Annotated in this window: 23 protein-coding genes; 11 read left to right on the top strand and 12 right to left on the bottom strand. The window is 64.1% G+C overall.

From position 1 onward, the window contains the following. The first annotated feature begins 64 nt into the window (after positions 1–64). The 3 genes from A9K66_RS01785 (at position 65) to A9K66_RS01775 (ending at position 1,875) form a co-directional block, all read left to right on the top strand. Positions 65–706 carry a hypothetical protein gene (locus A9K66_RS01785; protein WP_067319128.1) on the top strand — a complete coding sequence of 214 codons (642 nt, stop codon included), beginning with the start codon at positions 65–67 and terminating at the stop codon, positions 704–706. Positions 707–884: 178 nt separating this feature from the next. Continuing rightward, positions 885–1,427: a hypoxanthine phosphoribosyltransferase gene (gene hpt, locus A9K66_RS01780; protein WP_067319657.1), complete on the top strand. Its 543-nt coding sequence runs from the start codon at positions 885–887 to the stop codon at positions 1,425–1,427. 76 nt (positions 1,428–1,503) lie between these two features. Further along, positions 1,504–1,875, top strand: coding sequence for a response regulator (locus A9K66_RS01775; protein ID WP_067319126.1), 372 nt, complete (start codon positions 1,504–1,506; stop codon positions 1,873–1,875). A 4-nt stretch (positions 1,876–1,879) separates the two neighbouring features. Here the strand turns inward: A9K66_RS01775 and A9K66_RS01770 are convergent, their stop codons facing one another. After that, positions 1,880–2,830 (bottom strand): DMT family transporter, encoded by a 951-nt coding sequence (locus tag A9K66_RS01770; protein ID WP_066990236.1) that lies wholly within the window; start codon positions 2,828–2,830, stop codon positions 1,880–1,882. Positions 2,831–3,019: 189 nt separating this feature from the next. On the opposite strand from A9K66_RS01770, the gene A9K66_RS01765 reads away from it, so the two are divergent. Further along, the gene (locus A9K66_RS01765; RefSeq protein ID WP_067319655.1) at positions 3,020–3,904 is read left to right on the top strand and encodes a LysR substrate-binding domain-containing protein; all 885 of its coding nucleotides are present in this window, start codon (positions 3,020–3,022) and stop codon (positions 3,902–3,904) included. A gap of 17 nt (positions 3,905–3,921) precedes the next feature. On the opposite strand, the gene A9K66_RS01760 is transcribed toward A9K66_RS01765, so the two are convergent. From A9K66_RS01760 to argH, 7 genes are all read right to left on the bottom strand, one after another. Further along, complete coding sequence (locus tag A9K66_RS01760; RefSeq protein ID WP_127240090.1) at positions 3,922–4,524, bottom strand: 2-hydroxychromene-2-carboxylate isomerase; 603 nt, start codon at positions 4,522–4,524, stop codon at positions 3,922–3,924. 87 nt (positions 4,525–4,611) lie between these two features. Then, positions 4,612–4,977 (bottom strand): glyoxalase superfamily protein, encoded by a 366-nt coding sequence (locus A9K66_RS01755; RefSeq protein WP_067319121.1) that lies wholly within the window; start codon positions 4,975–4,977, stop codon positions 4,612–4,614. Positions 4,978–5,000: 23 nt separating this feature from the next. After that, complete coding sequence (locus tag A9K66_RS01750) at positions 5,001–7,598, bottom strand: TIGR02302 family protein (RefSeq protein WP_067319119.1); 2,598 nt, start codon at positions 7,596–7,598, stop codon at positions 5,001–5,003. A gap of 113 nt (positions 7,599–7,711) precedes the next feature. Then, positions 7,712–8,653, bottom strand: coding sequence for a threonine/serine dehydratase (locus tag A9K66_RS01745; RefSeq protein WP_067319117.1), 942 nt, complete (start codon positions 8,651–8,653; stop codon positions 7,712–7,714). A 34-nt stretch (positions 8,654–8,687) separates the two neighbouring features. Further along, positions 8,688–9,956, bottom strand: coding sequence for a diaminopimelate decarboxylase (gene lysA / locus A9K66_RS01740; RefSeq protein ID WP_067319114.1), 1,269 nt, complete (start codon positions 9,954–9,956; stop codon positions 8,688–8,690). A gap of 52 nt (positions 9,957–10,008) precedes the next feature. Further along, positions 10,009–10,215: a lipoprotein gene (locus A9K66_RS01735; RefSeq protein WP_067319112.1), complete on the bottom strand. Its 207-nt coding sequence runs from the start codon at positions 10,213–10,215 to the stop codon at positions 10,009–10,011. Between the two features lie 72 nt (positions 10,216–10,287). Next, a complete protein-coding gene (argH, locus tag A9K66_RS01730; protein ID WP_067319110.1) occupies positions 10,288–11,688 on the bottom strand; it encodes an argininosuccinate lyase in 1,401 nt (466 codons plus the stop codon). 36 nt (positions 11,689–11,724) lie between these two features. On the opposite strand from argH, the gene A9K66_RS01725 reads away from it, so the two are divergent. Beyond that, entirely contained in the window at positions 11,725–12,414 is a 690-nt protein-coding gene (locus tag A9K66_RS01725) for a TlpA disulfide reductase family protein (RefSeq protein WP_067319108.1), read from the top strand. Here the strand turns inward: A9K66_RS01725 and A9K66_RS01720 are convergent. Beyond that, entirely contained in the window at positions 12,406–14,832 is a 2,427-nt protein-coding gene (locus A9K66_RS01720; protein ID WP_067319106.1) for an EAL domain-containing protein, read from the bottom strand. The genes A9K66_RS01725 and A9K66_RS01720 overlap by 9 nt on opposite strands. 327 nt (positions 14,833–15,159) lie before the next feature. Here A9K66_RS01720 and ugpB point away from each other — a divergent pair, with 327 nt between their 5' ends. The 4 genes from ugpB to A9K66_RS01700 all read left to right on the top strand — a co-directional run bounded on the left by ugpB (position 15,160) and on the right by A9K66_RS01700 (position 19,371). Beyond that, the gene (gene ugpB, locus A9K66_RS01715; protein ID WP_066990210.1) at positions 15,160–16,470 is read left to right on the top strand and encodes a sn-glycerol-3-phosphate ABC transporter substrate-binding protein UgpB; all 1,311 of its coding nucleotides are present in this window, start codon (positions 15,160–15,162) and stop codon (positions 16,468–16,470) included. Between the two features lie 70 nt (positions 16,471–16,540). After that, positions 16,541–17,425: a sn-glycerol-3-phosphate ABC transporter permease UgpA gene (gene ugpA, locus A9K66_RS01710; RefSeq protein WP_067319653.1), complete on the top strand. Its 885-nt coding sequence runs from the start codon at positions 16,541–16,543 to the stop codon at positions 17,423–17,425. 8 nt (positions 17,426–17,433) lie between these two features. After that, positions 17,434–18,282, top strand: coding sequence for a sn-glycerol-3-phosphate ABC transporter permease UgpE (ugpE, locus tag A9K66_RS01705; RefSeq protein WP_067319104.1), 849 nt, complete (start codon positions 17,434–17,436; stop codon positions 18,280–18,282). A 6-nt stretch (positions 18,283–18,288) separates the two neighbouring features. Next, complete coding sequence (locus A9K66_RS01700; protein WP_067319102.1) at positions 18,289–19,371, top strand: sn-glycerol-3-phosphate import ATP-binding protein UgpC; 1,083 nt, start codon at positions 18,289–18,291, stop codon at positions 19,369–19,371. A 7-nt stretch (positions 19,372–19,378) separates the two neighbouring features. On the opposite strand, the gene A9K66_RS01695 is transcribed toward A9K66_RS01700, so the two are convergent. From A9K66_RS01695 to A9K66_RS01685, 3 genes are all read right to left on the bottom strand, one after another. Next, positions 19,379–20,461 carry an ABC transporter ATP-binding protein gene (locus A9K66_RS01695; protein ID WP_067319100.1) on the bottom strand — a complete coding sequence of 361 codons (1,083 nt, stop codon included), beginning with the start codon at positions 20,459–20,461 and terminating at the stop codon, positions 19,379–19,381. Continuing rightward, positions 20,458–22,029 carry an iron ABC transporter permease gene (locus A9K66_RS01690; RefSeq protein WP_082953636.1) on the bottom strand — a complete coding sequence of 524 codons (1,572 nt, stop codon included), beginning with the start codon at positions 22,027–22,029 and terminating at the stop codon, positions 20,458–20,460. The genes A9K66_RS01695 and A9K66_RS01690 overlap by 4 nt, the downstream gene beginning before the upstream one ends. A gap of 161 nt (positions 22,030–22,190) precedes the next feature. Then, positions 22,191–23,198 (bottom strand): iron ABC transporter substrate-binding protein, encoded by a 1,008-nt coding sequence (locus A9K66_RS01685; protein WP_067319096.1) that lies wholly within the window; start codon positions 23,196–23,198, stop codon positions 22,191–22,193. Positions 23,199–23,402: 204 nt separating this feature from the next. Between A9K66_RS01685 and A9K66_RS01680 the strand changes: the two genes are divergently transcribed. Next, complete coding sequence (locus tag A9K66_RS01680; protein WP_067319094.1) at positions 23,403–23,939, top strand: sigma-70 family RNA polymerase sigma factor; 537 nt, start codon at positions 23,403–23,405, stop codon at positions 23,937–23,939. Position 23,940: 1 nt separating this feature from the next. After that, positions 23,941–24,579, top strand: a complete 639-nt coding sequence (locus A9K66_RS01675; RefSeq protein ID WP_067319092.1) for an NrsF family protein — start codon at positions 23,941–23,943, stop codon at positions 24,577–24,579. Positions 24,580–24,652 lie beyond the last annotated feature (73 nt).

Raw genomic sequence — 24,652 nt, 5'->3', positions numbered from 1 at the left:
TTCCGGTGGGGAAGCGTTAACCATTTGCGTTTACCCAAAAGCAACGAAGATTGCACTGGGGCCAATGGCTGAGGATAGAACCGCGCGCTCTGTTTCCGGCGAAATCATGACCGGCACGGCGACAAAGGCCGCGCCGGAGCGCGTCATCCTCGACACCGATGTCGTCGATGCCGACTATGTGGTGCTGCCGCGATTCGCCGCCCGTTCGGAACCGATTGCGGCGCCGTTGCCGCCGCAAGCGCCCTCGACGCCATCCATCGCTGGCATGGGCATGCTGCGCAAACCGGAGGCTGCGCCGGCGCGGCCGGCCTCGCGTGGCGGTCCAATCTTCTGGGCCGCCGGAGTGGGCGCCGCACTCGTGGCTTTCTGGGTGTCGGGCGGACATGCCCTGGTGCGTCAGAGCCCCTTCTGGGCGGCTGCGCAGCCGGCAAGCGCGCTCAGCATTTCCGGTGTGACGTCGCGAATCGATGCCTCGGGGCTGAAGCCCATCCTGTTCATCGACGGCGAGGCCGCCAATGACGGCGTACGGGCGGAGTCGCTGCCGCCGCTCGAGATCCGCGTCACCGACAATGCCAGCAATGTCATCCGCTACAGGTTGGGGACATCCAACCGCTCGCTGGCGCCCGGCGAAAGATTCGGCTTTTCCAGCCGGTTCGATGTCCCTAGAAACGGCGTGAAGGCCGTATCGGTCACCTTCGCCGGGTAAGTGCATCGATATTCAGGTGATGCCGGCCTGCAATTAGTGGTTTCCTGCGCTTAGGTGCTCACGTGCTTGAGTACGCTCTGCACCGGTTCTCGGAACCCGCTATTTTGGGTTCGGCCTGACCTGAATATTGATGAACCTAGCCCTTCCGGCGTTGCAGGCGATTCTGAAGGAAAAAGCTATGCCAGTTGTACGCGGCAAGGACATCGAGGTCCTGTTTTCGGCGTCGGCGATCGCCCGGCGCAATCTCGAGCTCGCCAAGGAAATCGCCGGGCGCGACTATCACGACCTGCTTGTGATATCGATCCTGAAAGGCTCGTTCGTCTTTGCCGCCGATCTTATCCGCGCCATGCACGACGTCGGCCTGTCGCCCGAGGTCGAATTCATCTTCATCTCCAGCTACGGCGCCGGCACCACAAGCGGCGAGGTCAAGGTGCTGCGCGACATCGACAACGAGGTCGCCGGCCGCGACGTTCTTTTGATCGACGACATCCTCGAATCCGGCAAGACGCTTTCCTTCACCCGCGACCTGATGCTGTCGCGCGGCGCCAGGAGCTGCGCCATCGCGGTGCTGCTCGACAAGCGCATGCGCCGCCAGACCACGCTCAACGCCGATTATGTCGGCTTCGACTGCCCCGATTACTTCGTCGTCGGCTACGGCATGGACGTCGCGCATGCTTTCCGGGAATTGCCGTTTGTCGGGGTCGTGAAAGGCGACAAGTAAGGTCGCGCCGAAAGAGGCCGCATAGACGTTTCAAATTTTCAGAAAAAGTCAACGTTTCGGCGGCATCTATCTCGGCATGGCAAAGCTCTTGATCGTCGAGGACGATGAATCCGTCCGCACCCTCGCTGCCCGCGCGCTGGAGCGTGATGGGCACAGTGTCACCATCGCCGCCGATGGCGCGCAGGGGCTCACCCTGATCCGCCAGCAGCGCGGCAGCTACGATCTCGTTGTATCCGATATCCGCATGCCGGAGATGGACGGCATCGAGATGGCGACCGCGGCGGCAAAACAGTTTCCGGCCATGAAGATCATGCTGATGACCGGCTATGCCGACCAGCGCGAGCGCGCCGAGGAATTGAACGGCATCATCCTCGACGTCGTGCAGAAGCCGTTCACGCTTGCCGAAATACGCGCCCGCGTCGGACGGGCATTAAGCTGCTTCGCTTGATCGTTTAGACGGCATCGCCGGTCGCTGCGATTGCAGGTGCTGCGCCGCGTCGGCGCTCACCGTTCAGTGCAACCAGACCGGCGCCGATGATCAGCGCCGCGCCCAGCACCGTCGTTGACCGCGGGACCTCGGCGAAGAACAGGAAGCCCCACAGCGGCGACCAGAGGATGCCCGTGTATTCGAAGGTTGCGACCCGGTTGGCGGGCGCCATCCGGTAGGCCTGCGACAGCAAGATCATGCCGGCGGAGGCAACGAAGCCGCAGGCCGCCATCTTCAGGAAGTCCGGCAGCGCCGGCCAGACCCAGGGCCGCACCAGGAAGTCGAGGCTCGGGTGGCCCGCATGGGTGATGCCGGCAAGATGAAACACCGCGGCGACCGCCACAGCGCCGGTGAGATAGGCGCCGTTCTGGTAGAAGGCCATCACCGTCGAGGATTCGGTCTCGCCGATCCGGCGCGCCATCAGCTGCGAGAACCCGTAGAGGAATGCCGAGCCGAGCGACAGCAGTGCCGCCCAGTCGAACAATCCGGCGCCCGGACGCAACATCACGACCACGCCCACGAGGCCGATCAGCACCGTCGTCAGCGTCCGCCCGGAGACGTGCTCGCCGAGATAAGGCCCGGCAAGCAACATGATGAAGAGCGGCGCCATGAAATAGAGCGCTATCGCGTCGGCCAGCGAGAGGGCGGCAATCGCCAGATAGTAGACGGTGTAGGAGCTGAATTGGATGAAGCCGCGCAGCGTCAGCATGCCCGCTCGTTTCGACAGCAAGGCCGTCAGGCCGACATCGGCCTGGACGATAACGACCAGGATCGGCAGCGCCACGAGGGCGCGGATCGCCATCACTTCCGTCACCGGATAGCTGCCCGAAACCGCCTTCACCAGCGGGTCCTGCAACGAAAAGACAAGAACGCCGAGGCAGAGGCTCAAAATGCCAAGCACCATCCGGTTCTGCATGTTCGTTCCAGTGAAAAAGAGCCCGCCACCGTTTCGGGCAGCGGGCACGAGTGAGGACTCTTCGAATTGGTCCGCTGCCGAATCTCACGGCCGCATATCCAATGGGTAGAGCAACTATCCTGCGACGTTTGACATGTTGCAAACGAATTGGAATGATACCAGAAATCAAAATTTCTTATGGCGGCATCGATGAAGCCCACCCTCGACAGCGACCTCCTGCGCACCTTCGTGGCGGTGGCCGAGACCGGCAATTTCACCAAGGCGGCGGAAAAGGCCGGACGCACCCAGTCGGCGGTGTCCATGCAGATGAAAAAGCTGGAAGACATGGTGGGCGACAGCCTGTTCGAGCGCGGCTCTCGCGGGGTGGCGCTGACACGCCGCGGCGGCGAGCTCATCACCAACGCCCGCCGCATCGTCTCGCTGCTCGACGAGACGGCGGCATCGCTGGTCGCGCCGCCGCTCGGCGGGCTGGTGCGCATCGGCATTCCTGCCGAATACGGGCGGTCAACCTTGTCGCGGGCACTTGGCGAATTCGCCAAACGCCACCCGCGCGTGGAGGTCACGGTGCGTTACGCGCATTCCGACTCGCAGGTGAGGGCGCTTGCGGCCGGCGAACTCGACCTTGCGGTGGTGTTCGAGTGGGAAGGTTTTTCCGGCGGCGATGTGCTGATGCACGATCCCACGGTATGGGTGACGTCAACGCTGCATCACATGCATGAGGAACGGCCGGTGCCGATCGCGCTTTACAGCCGCAATGGCTGGTGTCGGGACTTCGCGATCAAGTCGCTGCAGCAGCGCGGCCTCGACTACCGCGTCGCCTACACCAGCGACACCAATGGCGGCCTGACGCTGGCGGTCACTTCTGGCCTGGCGATCGCACCGATCTCGCGCAGCAACATCCCGCCCGATTGCCGCGAACTGACCGCCGCCGACGGCTTCGGCGACATCGATTCCTCGAATGTGGTGCTTCACCGCAATCCGCTGGCGACGGGCGAAGCGATCGACGGGATGGAAAACGCGATCCGCGAGGCTTTCATGCTGACCAGGCGGGCACAGGCAACAGCCAGTCTTTGACGTACGAAACGGTCCGCTCAATCCGGCGGTCCGCTCTCCATCTGCTTGAGCCATCGCATGGCATCCTCAAGGCGATCGTCGCCCCAGAACAATTCGCCGTCGACGACGAAGCTCGGCGAGCCGAAGATGCCGAGCGCCTTGGCCTGCTCCGTCGCGGCCGCGAGCTCGGCCTTGGCGTCATCGCTGTCGGCCCGCCGAAGAACCGGCTCTGCTTTCTGTCCGGCTTTCTCGATGCTAGCCGAAATGTTTGGCTCGCTACCAGCCGGCTCACCCATTTCAAACCAGCGCCGGTACGTTTCCCGGGCATAGGCTTCGCACCAGCCCTCGCGCGCCGCGATGAGAGCCACGCGATTGGCGCGTTCGAGCTCGGCCAGCGGGTAGGGGGCCGGCAGTTTCGGCACCATCCTGTACATCGCCGCTCGGCGCTCGATGTCGCGCCACATATAAGCGGCCTTCGCCGGCTTCTTGGCAAAGGGAATGTTGTCCATCTCGATCATGATGGCGCGCACATTGAAGGGTCGCCAGCGGAACTCGATGCCGGTCTCAGCCGCAACCTCGGCGAGACGCATCACCGAAAGATAGGTGTAGGTGCTGCCGATGGAGAACCAGAAGTCGATCATCGCCATTCTCCCTTGACGATGACGATACCGGCAGGCAGCGCGGCCTGCAATGCGTGTGGCGAGAGCGACCTGCGGCTGCCCGCTACCTCAGTCTCTTTCGAAAAAGGTCAGGCGATTGCCGAACGGATCGATCACCGTGACCTCCTTCGTCTGCCAAGGCGTCGTCTCGAGGCCCGGCCTGTTGAAGCGGTAGTTCTTGGCCTTGAACTCGCGATGCAGCTCAATGATGCCGGTCGCTTCGATGCGTATATTGGCACCGGGCGAGCCGTCGCCATGATGCTCGCTCAAATGCAGCTCGCAGCCGTCGCGGGCGACGCCCATATAGAGCGGCGCGTCGTCGTCGAAGCGATGCTCGAAGCGGACCTCGAAACCGAGGAAGTCGAGATAGAACTCTCGCGCCTTGACGATATCGAACATGCGCAGAATCGGGGTGACGGTTCCAAGCTTCGGCATGTCGGCGGTGACCGGTGTGGGCGCTATTTCAGTTCGAGCAGGCGTTCGAGGTAGCTGCGCTCGATGTCCGGGCTGAGCGCGTTGCCGAGGCGCTTGCGGATCGCTTCGAGGATCTGGCGGGCGCGCTGCACGTCGATCTCGTCGGGCACCTTGACGGAGTTGCCGTCGTCGGGGCCCTTCGTGGCGCGCGGCCGGCCAAGCGGGTCGCGGTCAGCGTCCTGCTGACGTCCGCCCTGTTCGCTGCCGCCCTGGTCGCCCTGCATGGCCTGCATCTGCTTCATCATCTCCTTGGCGCCGCGGCGCAGCGCCTCCAGCGCACGGCCCTGGTGGCCGACCGCCTCGTCGCCCTCGCCTTCGCCCAGCGCCTGCTCGGCATCGCCCATGGATTTGCCGGCCTCGCCGAAGCCCTCATTGGGCTGCATGCCCATGCCTTCGAGGCCCTTCTTCAGCTTGTCGAGCTCGCTCTGCAGCTGGCCCTGACCTTCCTGCAGCTGCTTCAGCGCATCCGCGAATTCCTGCGGCGTCATTTGCTTCGGCCGGCCGAGCGGGTCGCGGTCATCACCGGGCTTCTGCCCATCCTGCGACTGCTCGCCATCCTCGCCCAGCTGCTCGTCGCGATTTGCACCGCGCTGCCGATCGCCGCGCTGCATCTGGTCGAGGCGGAAGGTATCGTTCATCATCTCCTGCTGGCGCCGCATGATATCGCCCAGCTTGTCCATCTGCTGGCGCATCTCGCTGTCCTGCTCGCCGGCCTGCTGCTGGCGCCCGGCCTGCAGGTTGTTCATCATGTCCTGCAGTTCCGACAACAACTGCTGGGCCCGGTCTCGGTCGCCGGATTTGGCGAGATTCTCGATCTCGTCCATCATCCGGTTGATGTCGCTCTGGCGCAGTTCCCGACCGTTCTGCTGCATCTGCGGCGCGTTCGGGTTCTGCTGGGCGCGCTGGGCGAATTCCTGCAGGAACTGGTTCATCGCCTCGCGAAGTTCCTTCATCGCCTTTTCGAGCTCTTCGTCGCTGGCGCCGTTTTTGATGGCGTCCTGTAGCGCCTGCTGCGCCTGGCGCAGCCGACGCTCGGCGGCCGACAGATTGCCTTCCTCGATGCCGAGCGCGATCTCCCACAGATAAGCCACCTCGTTGCGCAGCTGGTCGTCGTTCTCGGCAAGCTTCAGCCGGCTCCTGGCGCTCATGATCGCGAGGTAATGCGACATGTTGTCGAAAGTATCCTCCGGGCGCAGGGTGATCGCGTCCATCAGGTCGAGCACGCGCGGCTTGGCGTTGGCGTCGAGCGCCAGCAGGCGGCGCTGCTCGATCACAGCGCGGGCCAGCGGATTAGAGAAGGGCCGCTCCGGCATCACCAGCGTCCTGGTCTCGCTGGTGGCGGTATGGCCGGCATCGTCGGTGGCGGTCAGCGTCAGCTTGATGGTGCTGCCGGCCCAGACATGCTCGGTCAGATCCTTGGTCGTCTTGGCGGCGTTCGCCTTGCCGCCGCGGCGCGGCAGCGTCAGCGGCATGTCGGGCGGGCCATAGAGCGGATGTGCACTGGCCGGCGGCGGCTCAGACAGCTCGAAGACGGCCTTGGCGGAGGCCGCGCCATAGTCGTCGTCGATCTGGTAGTTGAGCTCGACGGCGCCATTGACGGCACGCTTGGGCTCGCCGACGAAACGGATCGTCGGCGGTTTGTCCGGGATGATGGCGAAGGCCCAGTGGCCGAGATCGTCCTCGCCGGTCTTGAGCCGCAGCGTGCCGTTGTTGTTCAGCTTGCCGGAGAACTGGCGCACTTTGAGCCCGGCTGGGGACCCCGGCTGTGCCGCGGCTGGCGTGGCGCCCTTCGGCGCAACCGGCTCGATGGCGCGATCATTGCCGTTCGCGTCGGCATAGCTCAGCGTTTCTTCGCCGGTTCCGCCAGTGACGCGCAGCGAGACGTCGCTGCCCTCAGGGACGCTGAAGACCTGCGCGGCCTGGTTGACGTCGGCGGTCAAGAACAGCGGCGGCTTGCCGGTATAGGAAGGCGGCGTCACCCAGGCATCGATGCGCGGCGGCACGCTATCGCGCACGGCGCTGGCGACGAAGCCGTCGCTGATCCTGCCGCCGAAAGGTCCGAACGAGAAGGCAAAAGCGGTGACGAACAGCAGCCCCACCACAGCCCGCAGGCCCCAGCGGTCGTAATCCGGCACGCTTGTGCGCGGCCTGTCGCCGCCCAGGTCGGAGAGCCGCTCGGCCATGCGCTTCTGGTGCTCGCGCCACAGCGCCTGCGAGAAGAGGCTGTCCGCGCCGCTCGGCCGGTCGGTCTGCACCTGCACGGGGCTGTGCAGCAGCTCGTTCGCTGCCTCGATGCGCCGGTCGACCTCGGCGGCGGACGGAATGCGGAAGAAGCGCAGCGCAAAGAGCGCGGCGAGCGCCGAGATGGAGAAGAGGATCAGGAGGCCGATCCGCGCCAGATCCGGCAGGCGCTGGAACAAGCCCAGCCACGAGACACTGAGGAACAGGCCGGCGACCACCGCCAGCGGCAACAGCAACGGCCAGCCGCGCTCGAAGATCATCGAGGCCCGCGTCGCCAGCCGGCTCAAGGCAAGGCGCCCGGCCAGACCGCGTTCGCCGCTGGAAATGGGTCGTTCCGTCATCGGCCCTTCCTGCCCGGGCAGGATCGCCCGGACCTCATGAGCAGAGGATAACACCAAACACGGCGAAGGCGAGGCGGGTTCCAAAATCTGTGGCGGGTTCGCCGCCTTTACGATCAGAAATTCGCGGGATTCGTGTTGGATCCGCAGACCAGGACAGCCACGCGCTCGCCGGGAGCCGGCACGTAGCGGCCGGAAAGCATCGCGGCAAAGGCAGCGGCTCCGCCCGGCTCGGCGATGATTCGCGCCCGGTCCCAGAGCGCTTTCTGCGCCGCCACGATGTCGTCGTCGCTGACCAGGATCGAGCGCTCGACGAAAGCTTTCGCGATCGGGAACATCATTTCGCCGACGCGCTTCGGCGCCAGCGAATCGGCGGCGATGCCCTCGGCCGGTGCATCGACCGGCTTGCCGGCTTCGAAGGCGCGGTGAAGCGTCGGCGCGCCCTCGGGCTCGATGGCGATGATGCGGATGCGGCCAGCGAACCAGGCGGCGATGCCGCCGATCAGGCCGCCGCCGCCGACCGCGACAAGCAGTGTGTCGATCTGCGGCAGATCGGCTTCGATCTCGAGCCCGAGAGTGCCTTGGCCGATTAGCGTCTCTTCCTGGTTGAAGGCGTGGATCTGCAGGGCGCCGGTTCGTTCGGCAAAATCCTCGCTGGCAGCCAGCGCCTCGGCATAGCGCGCACCGCCGACCACCAACTCGGCGCCGTAGCCGCGGATGCGCTCGAGCTTTGCCGGCGGGCTGACCTCGGGCACGAAGATGGTGGCCCTGTGCCCGAGCTTCATGGCGGCATAGGCGACGGCGGCGCCATGATTGCCGCCGGAGGCGGCGACCACACCCGCTGCGGGCACCTGCCGCTCGAGCAGGTTGGTGAAGGCGCCGCGCGCCTTAAACGAGCCGGAATGCTGCAGACATTCGAGCTTCAGATCGACCGGAAAGGCCGGCCGGCCGAAGTCAGCCATGTCGACGCGCAGCACCGGCGTGTGGCGGACGAACGGGCGGATGTGCGGTTCCACCGCGGCGATGCGTCCGCGCGTGATAGCTCCAGTCTCCAGCATGGCTTGCTCCTTTGAGCGCGGGACCCTCGTGCTTCTATTTCAGCCACTCGGGCAATGAATCCAGCCCGATCAACTCCTCATGGGTCGGGCGCGGCCGCACGACGTGAAAACGGTCGCCGTCGACCAGCACTTCCGGCACCAGCAGCCTTGTGTTGTAGGTGCCGGCCTGCACGGCGCCGTAAGCTCCAGCGGTGGCGACGGCGATGAGGTCGCCGGCCTTCAGCCTGGGGAGGTCGCGGTCGAGGCCGAGGAAATCGCCTGTCTCGCAGACCGGCCCGACGATATCGACTGTCATGCGCGGCGTGGCAGCCGGCGGCTGCACCACCGGCTTGATATCATGGAAGGCGTCGTAGAGCGTCGGCCGGATCAGGTCGTTCATGGCGGCGTCGACGACGAGGAAGTTCTTGGCGTCGCCTTCCTTCACATAGATCACTTCCGAGACCAGGATGCCGGCATTGCCGACGATCAGCCGGCCAGGCTCGAACATCACCTTCAGGCCGAGCCGGGTGACATGCTTCCTCACGATCTCGGCATAGGCGTCGGGCAAGGGGGGCGGACTGTTGTCGACGCGGTACGGAATGCCGAGGCCGCCGCCGAGATCGACATGCTCGATTGAATGCCCGTCGGCGCGCAGCACGCCGACCAGTTCCACCAGCAGCGCGAAAGCGTCGTCGAAAGGCTGCAGTTCGGTGATCTGGCTGCCGATATGGGTGTCGATGCCGGTGACCTTGATGCCCGGCAGCTCCGCCGCGCGGGCATAGACCTGGCGCGCCCGCTGCCACGGGATGCCGAACTTGTTCTCGGCCTTGCCGGTGGAGATCTTCTTGTGGGTCCTGGCGTCGACGTCCGGGTTGATGCGCAGCGAGACGGGTGCCACCTTGCCGAGCGCTGTGGCGCGCGCCGACAGCAGTTCGAGTTCGGGTTCGGACTCGACGTTGAAGCAGAGGATGCCGGCATTGAGGGCGAAGTCCATTTCCCGCGCGGTCTTGCCGACGCCGGAAAACAGGATCTTGCTCGCGGGGATGCCGGCGGCCAAAGCGCGCCGCAGTTCACCTTCCGACACCACGTCGGCGCCGGCGCCTTGTCTTGCCAGGATCTTCAGCACGGCCTGGTTGGAATTCGCCTTCATGGCGTAGCAGACCAGCGCGTCGAGACCGGCAAAAGCTTCCTTGAAGACGCGGAAATGCCTGGTCAGGGTCGCGGTCGAATAGCAGTAAAACGGCGTGCCGACGCTGGCGGCGATGCCGGGGATTGCCACATCCTCGGCGTAGAGAACGCCGTCGCGGTAGTCGAAATGGTTCACGGGGAGAGGTCCGAAAATTGGAGCGCGATGAGATCGGATGATCTCCTCGGCTCTAGAGCAAGGGGTCGAGAATGAACTTCTTGTCCTTGACCGGTTTCTCAGGCTCGGGCGGCAGCGGCTGTTTGGCTCGCTCCGCATCCTTGCGCGCCTGCACGGCAGCCTCGTAAGGCGTATCGAGGCCGCCTCTCCTGCCGCAGGCCGTGACGGTGACAACCGCCGCCAGCAGCGCGAGCGTCATCAAAATCCTGCCTCGGGTCATTTATCCATCCGTTCGAAACTGTTTTGTCCAGCCGCGCTTTTAGCCGAGTTTTCGGCGCATTGCATCCCGGCATCACGCCTTGGCGAGCCGCTTTTTCCAATAGCGGATCTGCTTCTTCACCTCCGACGGCGCGGTGCCGCCGAAGCTGGTCCGGCTCTTCACCGAATTCTGCACGGCAAGCACGGAGAAGATGCCGTCGGTGATACCGGAATGGATCGAGCGGAGGTCCTCCAGCGAGAGCTTTTCCAAGCCGACCTTCTTCTCCTCGGCGAGCGCGACGGCGCGGCCGGTGACGTGATGGGCCTCTCGGAAGGGAAGGCCCAGATTACGCACCAGCCAGTCGGCGAGGTCGGTGGCAGTGGCATGGCCGGCACCGGCGGCCTTTTTCATGGAGATGGCGTTGACGGTCATGTCGCGGACCATCCCGGCGGTCGCCGCCAGCATCAGGTCGAGCGTCTCGGCGGCGTCGAAAACCGATTCCTTGTCCTCCTGCATGTCCTTGCCGTAAGTCAGCGGCATGCCCTTCATCACCGTCAGCAGCCCGACCAGATGGCCGTTGATGCGGCCGGTCTTGCCGCGCACCAATTCGGCGGCGTCGGGGTTCTTCTTCTGCGGCATGATCGAGGAGCCGGTGGAGAATGAATCCGACAGCCGGATGAAGCCGAATTGCGGCGTCGACCAGATGATGATCTCTTCGGCCAGCCGCGACAGATGCGTGCCGCAGATCGCGGCGATCGAGAGGAATTCGAGCGCGAAGTCGCGGTCCGACACGCTGTCCAGCGAATTGCGCATCGGCTCGCGGAAGCCGAGCGCCTTCGCCGACATATGGCGGTCGATGGAAAAGCTCGTGCCGGCCAGCGCGGCGGCGCCCAGCGGGCTTTCGTCCATGCGCTCGATGGCGTCGCGGACACGTGACAGATCGCGGCCGAACATCTCGACATAAGCCATGCAATGATGACCGAAGGTCACCGGCTGCGCGGCCTGCATATGGGTGAAGCCGGGCATTACCGTCGCGGCGTGCTCCTCGGCGCGCTCGAGAAAGGCGCCGATGAGGTCCTTCAGCGCCTGGGCGACGCGCTGGCATTCCTCCTTGACCCAAAGTTTCAGATCGACCGCCACCTGATCGTTGCGCGAGCGGGCGGTATGCAGGCGGCCGGCAGCCGACCCGATCAGATCGGCCAGACGCGCCTCGACATTCATATGGATGTCTTCGAGCTTGGTCGAGAATTCGAATTTCCCGGCCTCGATCTCTTTCAGGATCGTGTTCAGGCCGTGAGCGATTTTTTCTTGATCGGCGGCCGAAATAATGCCCGTTTCAGCCAACATCTCGCTGTGGGCGATCGAGCCGCGGATGTCCTGCGCGTAGAGTTTGCGGTCGAAGGCGATCGATGCGTTGATCGCTTCCATGATCGCGGCCGGACCCGAGGCAAAACGTCCGCCCCACATCTGGTTGCTGGCCTTCTTGTCGCTCATCGCTATAACCCGTGCTCCGGAGCAGTTTTTAAGAAAATGGCAGACGGCAATAAATTCTTCCCGGCCCCGCGCCTCATCCTCGCCGCGCTTGTAGCGGGCGTGCTGGCCGGCGCGGTCGCGGTATATGTCAGCGAGAGCGGTTCTGGCAACAACGCGCCGGATCAGGTTGCCGCGGCCAGCACCGGCAAGGACGACGTCGCTTGCAAGGCGAAGGCCGAACGGGCCAAGCAGGTTGCGGCAAAGGCCGTCGGTCAGGTCGCGGCACTGCAGCCGGCGGATCCGCCGCAATCGCTGAAGGGACTCGCCTTCAACGGACCCGACGGCAAGCCGACGACGATCGCCGGCCATGCCGGCAAGACGGTGCTGCTCAATCTGTGGGCGACATGGTGCGCGCCCTGCCGCGCCGAAATGCCGGCGCTCGATGCGTTGCAGAAGGAAAAAGGCGGCAACACTTTCGAGGTCGTCGCGGTCAATGTCGACACCGGCGATGACGCCAAGCCGAAAAAGTTCCTGAAGGAGATCGGCATCGAGACGCTCGGCTACTACCGGGATGCGACAATGGGCCTGTTCAACGAGGCCAAGACGCGCGGGCTGGCGCTTGGCCTGCCGGTGACGATGCTGATCGACGGCGAAGGCTGCCTGATCGCACATATGAACGGACCGGCGGAATGGTCGAGTCCCGACGCCAAGCGACTGGTGGAAGCCGCGCTCGGTCCGTCAAGCTGAGCGCGCGGCGGCGGGCTCGAGCATGAGGATGCGGCCGCCGCGGGCCTCGACAGCATCCATCGCCGCCGGCACGCCGGTCAGCTCGCTGAAGGTTTCGATCGGGCCTGGCCTGCCGAGATAGTATCCTTGGCCGATCTCGCAGTCCTCGGCATCGAGGAAGCGCAATTCGTCCAGCGTTTCGACGCCTTCGGCCAGAACAGGCAGGCCCAGGCCGCGCCCCAGCCCCAGCACGGCGCGCACGATGGCCGCGACCTGACCATTCCTGTCGACCGACTTGATGAAGGAGCCGTCGATCTTGATCTTGTCGAAAGGGAAAGCGCGGAGATTGGAAAGCGATGAATAGCCGGTTCCAAAATCGTCCATCGCGACGCGAATACCAAGCGCCTTGACCTGCCGCAGGGTCGCCAGCGCCCGGGGCATATCCTTGATAAGGGCCGTCTCGGTCACTTCAAGCTCCAGCCGTCCGGCCGGAAGTCCCGAACGCAGCAGGATCTCGTGCACTTTGCGGCTGAAATTCGGGTTGTGGAGTTGCACCGCGGAGACATTGACGGCGATGGTCAGCGGAGTTTTCCAGCGCACGGCTTCCTCGCAGGCCGTCGCCAGCACCCATTCGCCGATCTGGGCGATGGCGCCGCTGTCTTCGGCGACCGGGATGAAGACCGACGGCGGGATGTTGCCGCGCTCCGGATGATGCCAGCGGATCAAGGCTTCGAAGCCGATCATCTTGCCGCTGCTGATCTCCTTTTGCGGCTGATAGACCAGCCGGAACTCGCCGCGCGCAACCGCCTGGCGCAGATCGTGCTCCATGGCGCGCCTGTCGCGCGTCTCGGCACCCATCGAAGCCTCGAAATAGCGATAAGTGTCCTTGCCCTCGGCCTTGGCGCGGTAGAGCGCAGTGTCGGCATGGCTGACGAGCGCCGCCTGGTCGTCGGCATCCAGCGGGTAAAGAGCAATGCCGATGCTTGCCGACACCAGCTCGCCGCCGGGCGACAGTTGGCTTTCCTGGCGCAGCTTGGAAAGCACCGCCTCGGCGATACGGCCGGCGGCCTGCGGGTCGGGAAGGTTCGGCGCGATGATGGCGAATTCGTCGCCGCCGAGGCGGGCGAGCATCTGCCCATGGCGGAGCACGCCCGAAGCGCATTGCGCCACCCTCTGCAGCACTGCATCGCCGGCCGCATGACCGAAGAGGTCGTTGACCTCCTTGAAGCGGTCGAGATCGAGAAGCATCAGCGCGAGCTGCCCGTCCTTGCCGCTCGCCGTGGCGATCTCGGCCTCGAGCCGGCTGGTGAAGCTGCGGCGATTGGCAAGCCCGGTCAGCGGATCGAAATGCGCCAGGCGAAGGATCTCCTGCTCGGCCTTCTTGCGCTCGCGCATGTCGCGGACGGCGACGACGTCGTGAGGCTTGCCGCAATAGTCGATGCTGCGGGCGATCAGCTCGACCGGAATGCGGGTGCCGTCCTGGCTGCGCAGCTCGGCTTCCTGCGCCTGACCGCTGCCGCCGGCGATGGCTGAGGCAACGCGTTCGCCGAAGAGGTCGCTGAGCGTCATCACGTTCAGCGTGCCGGGCGCGATGCCGCTCAGCGCCGCGATGCTGTCGTTGGCGCTGACGATGCGGCTGCCGTCGCAAACGATCAGCCCCTCGACCGCCGCGTTGGCCAGGCCGTGCATGCGCTGCGCTTCCGCCTGATGCCGGCGGAACCGCAGGTCGATGCGGAGCGCCGCGGCCGAGAGCACCAGAATGACCAGGCTTGCCGCCGCAGCGGCAAAGGCTTGCGACATCGGCGCGATGGTGAATTTTGAGATCTCTATCGAGGAGTCCGGATAGATCGAGACCGCCGCCATGGCGATAAAATGCAGTGTGCAGATGGCCAGTGTGAGCAAGACGGCGGCAGCGATCGTCGTAAGCGTCGACGGGCGGCAAAGCACGACGAGCAGCGAAAGCGCGGCAAGCGTGACGCCCGCCGCCAGCGAAAGAGCGACGAGCAGCTCGTTCCAGACGATCCTGCCCTGGACCTCGAACGCCGCCATGCCGGTATAGTGCATCACGGCGATGCCGACGCCGAGCACGGCGCCGCCGACAAGATAGTGATCAATGCCGCCGCGGATGGTGGCGATCCACATTCCGGCCGCTGTCAGAACTACGGAGGCGGCCAGCGAAAGCGCGGAAAGCTCCGCGTTATAGGCGTTGGGTATTCCCGGCGTGAAGGCGATCATGGCGACGAAATGTGTCGCCCAGATACCGAATCCGGTCGCCGTGGCTGCAATCAACAGCCATGCGTAGCGATTTCGACTGGTCGATTGCTCGACATGGCGAAGAAGATTGACCGCCGAGAAAGAGGAAATTCCGCAGATGAGCGCCGCAAGTGCGACCAACCTCAGATCGTGCTCGTGCACGATGCAATTATAGACGGTCAACATTTGGCCCCACCTGATCTTCCCGCATCAATCAAGTTAAGATTGCTTAAGCCCCGACGGCTGAAGAATCGATTAGTGGACCTGCAACCGACGCGTGTGCCTCAGGTTGTAAAGGACGGATAAGGTTGGGCCGGCTGTCGCAATACGATGGTTGGAGTCGCTCAAATCCTAAGCCGGCAAGCAATCTGCCCGGCCGTGACCGATGCACGTTAATTTAGGATCAGATGATGTTCATCGACGCATAACAAAACCGTTGTCCGATTGTCATGCGCAACACATACTGGTTCTGCGGAAGCCCCCCTTTCGCCAATCACAACGGGAGATGAAAACATGAAGCTCTTCGGCTTCGCGGCAGGTGTTGCCGCTACCTTGACCCTGCTTTCCACCACGTCCGCTTTCGCTGTCACGCAGATCAGCTGGTGGCATGCGATGACGGGCGCCAATGCGGAAGTCGTCGACAAGATCTCGAAGGACTTCAACGCCAGCCAAAGCGACTACCAGATCGTTCCGGTCTTCAAGGGCACCTATCCCGAGACGCTGAATGCAGGCATCGCCGCGTTCCGCGCCGGCCAGGCGCCGGACATCATCCAGGTGTTCGATGTCGGCACCGGCGTCATGATGGCGGCCGAGAGCGCGATCAAACCCGTGGCCGAAGTTTTGACGGGCGCGGGGATGACGTTCGATAAGAGCCAGTATCTGCCCGGCATTGTCGGCTACTATTCGAAGCCGGACGGCACCATGTTGTCTTTCCCTTACAATTCCTCCTCGCCGATCCTCTACTACAACAAGGACATCTTTCAGAAGGCCGGCCTCGACGTGAACAACCCGCCTAAGACCTGGAACGAGGTCTGGGAAGCGGCGAAGAAGATCAAGGCGAGCGGCGCGGCCCCTTGCGGCTACACCTCGACCTGGCTGACCTGGATCCATCTGGAAAATTTTGCCGCCTGGAATAATGTTTCCTGGGCGACCCAGCAGAACGGACTGGCCGGCGGCGACGTCGAGCTCAAGATCAATGCGCCGATTTTCGTCAACCACTTTCAGGCGCTGGCTGACCTCGCCAAGGATGGCACTTTCAAATATGGCGGGCGAACCTCCGAAGCCAAGCAGATCTTCCTCGCCGGAGAATGCGGCATCTTTACCGAGTCGTCGGGCGGGCTCGGCGATATCGTCAAGTCGGGTATGAACTACGGCATCGGCCAACTGCCGTATGACAGCGATGCCAAGGGTGCGCCGCAGAACACGACCCCCGGCGGCGCAAGCCTCTGGGTTTTCAGCGGCAAATCCGATGCGGAGTACAAGGGCGTCGCGGCCTTCTTCGCCTATCTCTCCAAGACCGAGGTGCAGGAATATCTGCACCAGAAGTCGGGCTACTTGCCGGTGACGCTGGCAGCCTATGAGGCGACCAAGAAGTCCGGCTTCTACGACAAGAACCCGGGCCGCGAGACACCGATCCTGCAGATGACCGGCAAGGCGCCGACCGAAAATTCGAAGGGTGTGCGCCTGCCCAACCTGCCTCAGGTGCGCGATATCCAGAACGAGGAGTTCGAGAAGATGCTGGCCGGCCAGGAAACGGCCCAGCAGGCGCTCGACAATGCCGTCTCGCGCGGCAACGCGGCGATCAAGGACGCGTTGGGCAACTAAACCTGGCCGAGGATGAAACGTCGCCCGCGCGGATCGGCGCGGGCGATCCTTGCTTGACGAGGAAACCAAGCTGACCCCGCGCGTCGTTTTCCCCAACAAAGTCCTGCCTTACCTGCTTGTGGCGCCGCAACTCGCCATAACACTGGTTTTCTTCTATTGGCCGGCCGGGCAGGCGCTCTACCAGTCCATGCTCAGGCAGGATCCATTCGGGCTAAAGAGCAAGTTCGTCTGGTTTGCCAATTTCCGCAAAGTGCTTGCCGATCCGGCCTATCTCAACTCGATCAAGGTAACGGTGGTATTTTCGCTTGCGACCGCAATCGTGGCGATGGCAGTGGCGTTGCTGCTTGCCGTAATGGCGGAAAAAGTGGTGCGCGGGAAAGCGCTCTACCGCACACTGATGATCTGGCCCTATGCGGTGGCGCCGGCGATCGCCGGCATGTTGTGGCTGTTCCTGTTCAACCCTTCGATCGGCTCGCTATCCTACGTGCTGAGAAGTCTCGGCATAGCCTGGGATCCGTTGCTCAACGGCAGTCACGCCATGATCCTTTTGGTTTCCGCCGCAGCATGGAAGCAGATCAGCTACAATTTCCTGTTCTTCGTCGCCGGGCTGCAGGCGGTGCCGAAGACGCTGATCGAGGCGGCGGCGATGGACGGCGCTCGCGAGACCAAGCGTTTCTGGACCATCATCTTCCCGCTGCTCGCGCCGACGACCTTCTTCCTGCTGGTCGTCAACACTGTCTATGCCCTGTTCGACACGTTCGGCATCGTCCATGCCGTCACCGGCGGCGGACCGGGCAAGACCACCGAGACGTTGGTCTACAAGGTCTACAATGACGGCTTCGTCAACCTGATCCTCGGCGACTCGGCGGCGCAGTCGGTGATCCTGATGGTCATCGTCATCGCGCTCACCGCCATCCAGTTCCGCTATGTGGAACGCAAGGTCCACTACGGCTGAGGCAAGCGATGATCGGCCAGTCCCCGTTGCGTGTCCTGATCGCCCATGCCGCTCTCATTCTCGGCATTTTGATCGTTGCATTTCCCATCTACTACACATTCGTGGCCTCGACACAGACGCTGCAGACGATCCTCAAGCCGCCCCTGCCGCTGCTGCCCGGTGACCAACTCTGGAACAATTACAGCGAGGCCCTGTTCGGCGGTGTCGGGCGCATCGGCGGCGTCAGCGTCGGCAGGCTTCTTCTCAACACGACGGTCATGGCGCTCGGCGTCGCGGTCGGGAAGATCTTCATCTCGATCCTATCGGCCTATGCCATCGTGTTCTTTCGTTTCCCGCTGCGCATGACCTTCTTCTGGCTGATCTTCATCACTCTGATGCTGCCCGTCGAGGTCCGCATCCTGCCGACCTACAAGGTGATGGTCGACCTCGGCATGATCGACACCTATGCCGGTCTGATCATCCCGCTGATCGCCTCGGCCACGGCCACGCTGTTGTTCAGACAGTTCTTCATGACCATCCCGGGCGAGCTCATCGAGGCGGCGCGCGTCGATGGCGCCGGGCCGTGGCGCTTCTTCTTCGATATACTCCTGCCGCTGTCGCGCACCAACATCGCGGCGCTGTTCGTCATCCTTTTCATCTATGGCTGGACGCAATATCTGTGGCCGCTGCTGGTCACCAACAGCAACGACATGAACACCATCGTCATCGCGCTGAAGAAGATGGTTTCCTTCGCCGATGCCGATACCCAGTGGCACCTTGTGATGGTCACCGCGATGCTGGCCATCGTGCCGCCGATCCTTGTCGTGGTGCTGATGCAGCGCTGGTTCGTGCGCGGCCTGGTCGAATCCGAGAAGTGAGGAGCGATGGCGACGGTTGATCTCAATGATGTGAGGAAGGTCTATGCCGGCGGCGTCGAGGCCGTGAAAGGCGTTTCGATCGCCATTCCGGACAAGCAGCTTTGCGTGCTGGTCGGTCCCTCCGGCTGCGGCAAATCGACGTTGCTCAGGATGATCGCCGGACTCGAGACCATCTCGTCCGGAACGGTTGCGATCGACGGCAAGATCGTCAATGCCGTCGGTCCGACCGAACGCGACATTGCCATGGTCTTCCAGAATTACGCGCTCTACCCGCATATGAAGGTCTACGACAACATGGCCTATGGCCTGCGCAATCGCGGCACGCCGAAAGCCGAGATCGACAGCAGAGTGCGTTCGACCGCCAAGGTGCTGGAATTGTCGGGACTGCTCGACCGGCGCCCACGCGAGCTTTCCGGCGGCCAGCGACAGCGCGTCGCCATGGGCCGGGCGATCGTGCGCAATCCGAAAGTCTTCCTGTTCGACGAACCGCTCTCCAACCTCGACGCCAAGCTGCGCGGCCAGATGCGGGTCGAGATCAAGAGCCTGCAGCGCAGGCTCGGCGTCACTTCGGTCTATGTCACTCACGACCAGCTCGAGGCGATGACGCTAGCCGACATGCTTGTCGTCATGAATGCGGGGCTGGTCGAGCAGATCGGCGCTCCCCTCGACATTTACGAGAAGCCGGCCTCGACATTCGTCGCGTCCTTCATTGGCGCGCCGCCGATGAACCTGCTCTCACTGAGCACAGAAAGTTCTGCAACTGAGTTGGAAGGAAAGTTGCTTGTTCTTGCCCCGCCCGGCGGGCAGGCGGCAATGCTAGGCTTCAGGCCCGAGGACGCCGAACTCGTCGCCGATGCCGAGGACCGATCCGGGGCGCTGATGCTGCCCGCAACGGTCGAGGCCGTGGAGCCGGTCGGCGCGGAAACCTTCCTGCACTGCTCGGCTGCCGGCAATAATATCGTGGTACGGGTCGGCGGCCGCACGGCGGCAAAGCCCGGCGACAAGTTGCGCATCACCGCCACAGCCGAGAAGTTGCACTGGTTCGATCGGGGCGGCAGGCGCCTCGGCAGCGTAAGCCCCTCCTCTTGACTCAGCTTCAGGCAAACACATGCGCCTTGCCGGTCACCGTGAGGCGCACGATCTCGCCGACCTCCGGCACGTCCATGCCGGTCTTGCGCAGGACGAGCGGTGTGTTGCCGATCGCGGCCGCATCCGGCGGATCCGGGCTATTGAGCAGCCGCACGGCGATGGTGCAGACCGAGCCGGCGAATTCGGAGTCCGTCACCTCGCCGAACAGCATGTCCGGCGTCCCCGACATGCCTTCGCGGGAGGTTCGTTTAAGCACCACCTGCTCGGGCCTGAGCATGATACGGGCGACGTCGCGCCGCTCGGTGATGTCGACCGCGATGCGGCCGAGCGGCGATATGGCAAAGCCGTCGGCGATCTTGGCCGGCACGATGATGGCGTCGCCGAGGAACTCGGCAACCATCCTGTCCCTGGGCTGGAAGTAGAGCTCGCGCGGCGTGCCGACCTGCGAGAACAGGCCGTCGCGCATGACGGCCACCTGGCTGGCGAAGGACAGCGCCTCGGCCTGATCGTGGGTGACCAGGATGGTGGTGATGCCCGCATCCTCCAGAAGCTCGGCCACAGCCTTGCGCATCGAGGCCCGGAGGCCGGTGTCGAGCGCCGAGAACGGCTCGTCGAGCAGCATCAGCCGGGGTTTCATCGCCATGGCACGGGCAAGCGCGACACGCTGCTGCTGGCCGCCGGAAAGCTCGTGCGGACGGCGCTTCAGGATCGCCTTGTCGAGCCCGACGATATAGGCGAGCTCGACAATGTGCTCGGCGCGCTTCTCGGCGCTTCGGGGCATGCCGAAGCCGATATTGTCGGCGATGGTGAGATGCGGGAAAAGGGCGCCGTCCTGCGCCACCACGCCGATGCCGCGGCGATGCGCCGGCACCGCCGCCCCGCCATTGGCGAGCAGCTTGCCGTCGAGCGCGATGCGGCCGCGGTCTGGCGCCTCGAAGCCGGCGATCAGCCTCAGCAAAGTGGTCTTGCCGCAGCCGGAGGGTCCGACGATCGCGGTGCGGCTGCCGCTTTCGACGGTGAGGTCGACGCCGGCAAGTGCTGCCACCGGGCCATAATGTTTTGCTACGTCGCGGAGCTCGAGGAAGCTCATCGGCCGGCCATCCGCTTTGACTGGATGTAGAGCACCCAGGTCATGGGGAGCGACATCGCCACCATGATCAAGGCGTAAGGGGCGGCCGAGGCGTAGTCGATCTCGCCGCTGTAGGACCAGAACGCCATCGCAAGGGTGCGGGTGCCGTTTGGCGCCAGCATCTGCGTGGCGGTCAATTCATTGGTGATGCCGAGTGCCACCATCGCCATCCCGGCCGCCGCGCCCGGCGCCGACAGCCGGATCGTGGTCGACCATAGCGCCCTGAGCGGCGGGCGGCCGAGGCTCGAAGCCGCGCGTTCGAGTTCCACCGGCGCCTGGGCGATCGAGGCGCGCAGGCTGACCAGCGCGCGCGGCAGGAACATCAGCGCATAGCCGAAAAGGATGGTGAAGAGCGTCTGATAGAGCGGCAAGGCGATGCGTACGGTGATGGTCACCAGCGCCAGCGCGACGACCACACCCGGCAGCGAGCCGACGATGTAGTTGCAGCTCTCGAGCAGGCGCTGCAAGCGGCCGGGCGCACGGATCGAGATCCAGGCCATGGGCATTGCGGCGACCGTGGCAAGCAGCGCGCCGGCGACGGCGAGGACCAGCGTCTGGCCGAGCGCCAGGCTGATCTCGTCCCAACGCCAGACGTCGGCGCCACCGGCAAGCAGCCAGCGGCCGACGGTCACAAAGGGCACGCCGAGCGTGAGCAGCGCAGTCCCGGCGGGCAGCAGCGAGCAAGGCAGCGTGGCGCGGCCGAGGGCGACACGCTGCTGCTGGCGCGCCGCCCCGGAGCCGACGCGGGCATAACGCTCCTCACCACGCACGATCACCTCCACGCCAAGCAGCACGAAGCAGCAGGCGACCAGCACGGCGGCGAGCATGTTCGCCGCCGCGCCGTTGAAGGTCGACTGGAACTGGTCAACGATCGCGGTGGTGAAGGTATCGAAGCGGATGAAGACATAAAGCCCGTATTCGGCAAGCAGGTGCAGGCCAACCAGCAGCGAACCGCCGCAGATGGCCAGCCTCAACTGCGGCAGCACGACGCGCGCGAAGACGCGCCAGGGTCCGAGGCCCAGCGCTGCGGCGGCATCTTCCAGCGCAGGGTCAAGCCGGCGCAGCGCCGCTGCGATCGGCAGATAGAGGAACGGGAAATAGGCGATGACGGAGACGAGCACGCCGGCCCAGAGCCCGTGCAGGCCGGGGATCAGGCTGATCCAGGCGTAACTGTGGACGAAGGCCGGGATAGCCAGCGGCGCTACCGACAGCCACGACCACAAACGGTTGCCGGGAAGGTCGCTGCGCTCGGTCAGCCAGGCAAGCGCCACCGACAGCACGATGGCGATCGGGACGGCCAGGACGACAAGCAGGATGGTGTTGACCAGGAGCGCGCCGACGCGAGGCCGAAAGATCAGCGCCACCACCGTGTCCCATCCCGTCTGGATGCCCACCCAGACGATGAAGGCAAGCGGCAGGAGAGCGATCAGCGAGACGATGGCGGCCGCAAGCGTAATCCACGACGTGGACCGCCGGCTCTGCCTTGCGGCAGCCGGCGGCCCCGAATGCGTGAGGTCGATCGCGGACATCAGCCGGAATGCACCGCCTGGAGACGATCTGATGAACCGCGAACGCGGTCGGAAACGCAGATGATCGTCATCGACGAGGCCATCTCCAAAACAAAAGCGCTCCCGCGGAAAGCGAATTCCGGCGGGAGCACGGTCGGTTGTCCTTTTAGGACGAACGCGGACTAAAGCAAGCCGGCTTGCGTCATCAGGTCGATGACCTTCTTCGAGTTCAGGTGCGTCGGATCGATCTTGGGCGCCTGCAGATCGGCCAGCGGCACGAGCTTCGGGTTCGACATGGCATCCTTGCCGACCGCGTATTCATAAGAGGTCCCGGTTTTCAAAACCTCCTGGCCGGCCTTGCCGGTGACCCACTTCAAGAAAGCCTGGGCTTCCTTCGGATGCTTGCTCGAGGCCAGCACGCCGCCGCCAGAGATCGACACGAACGCGCCCGGGTCCTGGTTCTTGAAATAATGCAGGCCGACATTCTTGCTGTTCTCGCCGGTCTTCGCCTGGTCGCCGAAATAGTAGTAGTGGTAGATCACACCGCCATCGATCTCGCCGGCATTGACCGCCTTCATCACCGTATTGTTGCCCTTGTAGGCGGTGAAGTTCTCCTTCATGGCCTTCAGCCAGTCGGAAGTCGCGGCTTCACCTTTGAGCTCGAGCATCGCGCTGACGATGGCCTGGAAATCGGCGCCGGACGGCGAGGCGGCCCACCGGCCCTTCCAGCTCGGATCGGCAAGGTCGAGCAGCGACTTGGGCAGCTGGCCTTCCTTGAGCTTGTCCTTGTTGTAGGCAAAGACGGTGCTGCGCGCGGCGACGCCCACCCATTTGCCGCTCGAAGGCTGGTATTCCTGCGGAACCTGAGCGAGGGTGTCGGCATCGACCGGCGTGAACAGGCCGGCCGCCTCGACCAGCGCCATCGCCGGCGAATTCTCGGTCAGGAACACGTCGGCCGGCGAGGCAGCACCCTCGGCGACGATCTGGTTGGAGAAATCGCTGTCGCCGCCATTGCGCAGCGTGACCTTGATGCCAGTTTCCTTGGTGAAGCCCTTCGCCCATTCCTTGGCCAGGCTTTCATGCTGGGCGTTGTAGACGATGATGCCTGCATCCTCCGCCATGGCCGGTCCGGCAATCAGGCCGAGCGCCAGCGCGGCGGCGCCGGCAAGAGTGGAAAAGGCAGTTTTCATGGGCATCGTCCTCAAATCTGCAGACAGGGGTTCGGGCTCAGGCGCACCTATAAATACCTGATTACAATAGTCAACATTCCGGCCTGCTTCAATCGGTCGCCGTGCCGCAAACTTTCGTGATTTTCCGGTACTTTGGCTTGGACATTATTTCGCCGGACACGTAACAAACCAGGGCCGAGACGCGAACATCGGGGGTAAACTCTTGTGACCGGCAAGGACGAGGCCGAGCTTTCCCGGCTGCTCAGGGCCGCGATCGCGGGAGACGAAAGGGCTTACGCCGACTTTCTTCACCGGATAGCCGCTCTCGTTCGCGGCTTCGTCCGGCGCAAGATCGTCCAGGGCGGGGTCGACCCCGAGGATGTCGTGCAGGAAACCTTGCTGGCCATTCACGTCAAAAGGCACACGTGGCGAGAAGACGCGCCGGTGCTGCCATGGGTCTATGCGATCGCCCGCTTCAAGCTGATCGATGCATTCCGCAGGCGCGGCCGTCGCATCGAGGTCGAGATCGACGAGATCGCAGAGACGTTCGCCGAGCCGGAAGCGGAGACGGTGAGCGAGCGCGACATAAACCGGGCCCTGGACGGCTTGCCGCCCTCGCAGCGTTCCGTGGTTTCCTCGATCTCGGTCGACGGCCATTCGATCGGCGAAACGGCGGTCAAGCTCGGCATCAGCGAGACGGCGGTGCGCGTGTCGCTGCATCGCGGCCTTGCCGCGATCGCCAAAAGGTTCGGACGACAGTGACATGAGAACCGAGGACCTCATAAAGGCGCTCGACGCCGATGCCCGCAACAAGGCGATGCCGCTTGGCCTCGCCTGGTGGCTGGCCGTCGGCGTGGCGGTTGCGGTCGCGGCGGTGGTCTTTTTCATGACCATCGGTCCGCGCCCGGACATCATGCCGGCCATGCATACGATGCGCTTCATGTCGAAGTTCGTCTTCACCTTGGCGCTCACGACCAGCGCATTCGCTCTGATCCGAGCGCTGTCGACGCCCGGTGCGGCGAGCAGGCGAGCGAAACTATGGACGCTCGCCGCGCCCGCGCTCGTCGTGATCGCGGTCATCCTGGAGCTTTTCGTCGTGCCGGAGGCGGACTGGGGCAGGCGGCTCGTGGGTTCCAACATGATGATCTGCATGAGCTTTATCCCGTTGATCGGCATCGGTCCCCTGGCTATCTTCCTCGGCATGCTGCGCTATGGCGCGCCGACGCGGCCGGTGCTGGCCGGCGCGGTCGCGGGCCTGTTCGCGGGCGGCTTGGCGGCGACCTTCTATGCCGCGCATTGCTTCGACGATTCGCCGCTGTTCGTTGCCACCTGGTACACGATCGCGATCGCGTTTCTCACCGCGCTCGGCGCGCTTGGCGGACGGTTTTTCGTCCGCTGGTAGGATTACACACCGATCCTTAATCATGCCGGCAATTGCTTTGCCGGTTAGCGGCGTGGCCGCCGCAGCTTACAAC

This window comes from Mesorhizobium sp. AA23 (assembly GCF_001672435.1).
Classification (GTDB): domain Bacteria; phylum Pseudomonadota; class Alphaproteobacteria; order Rhizobiales; family Rhizobiaceae; genus Mesorhizobium.
This window is presented reverse-complemented; position numbering and strand designations above follow the sequence as displayed.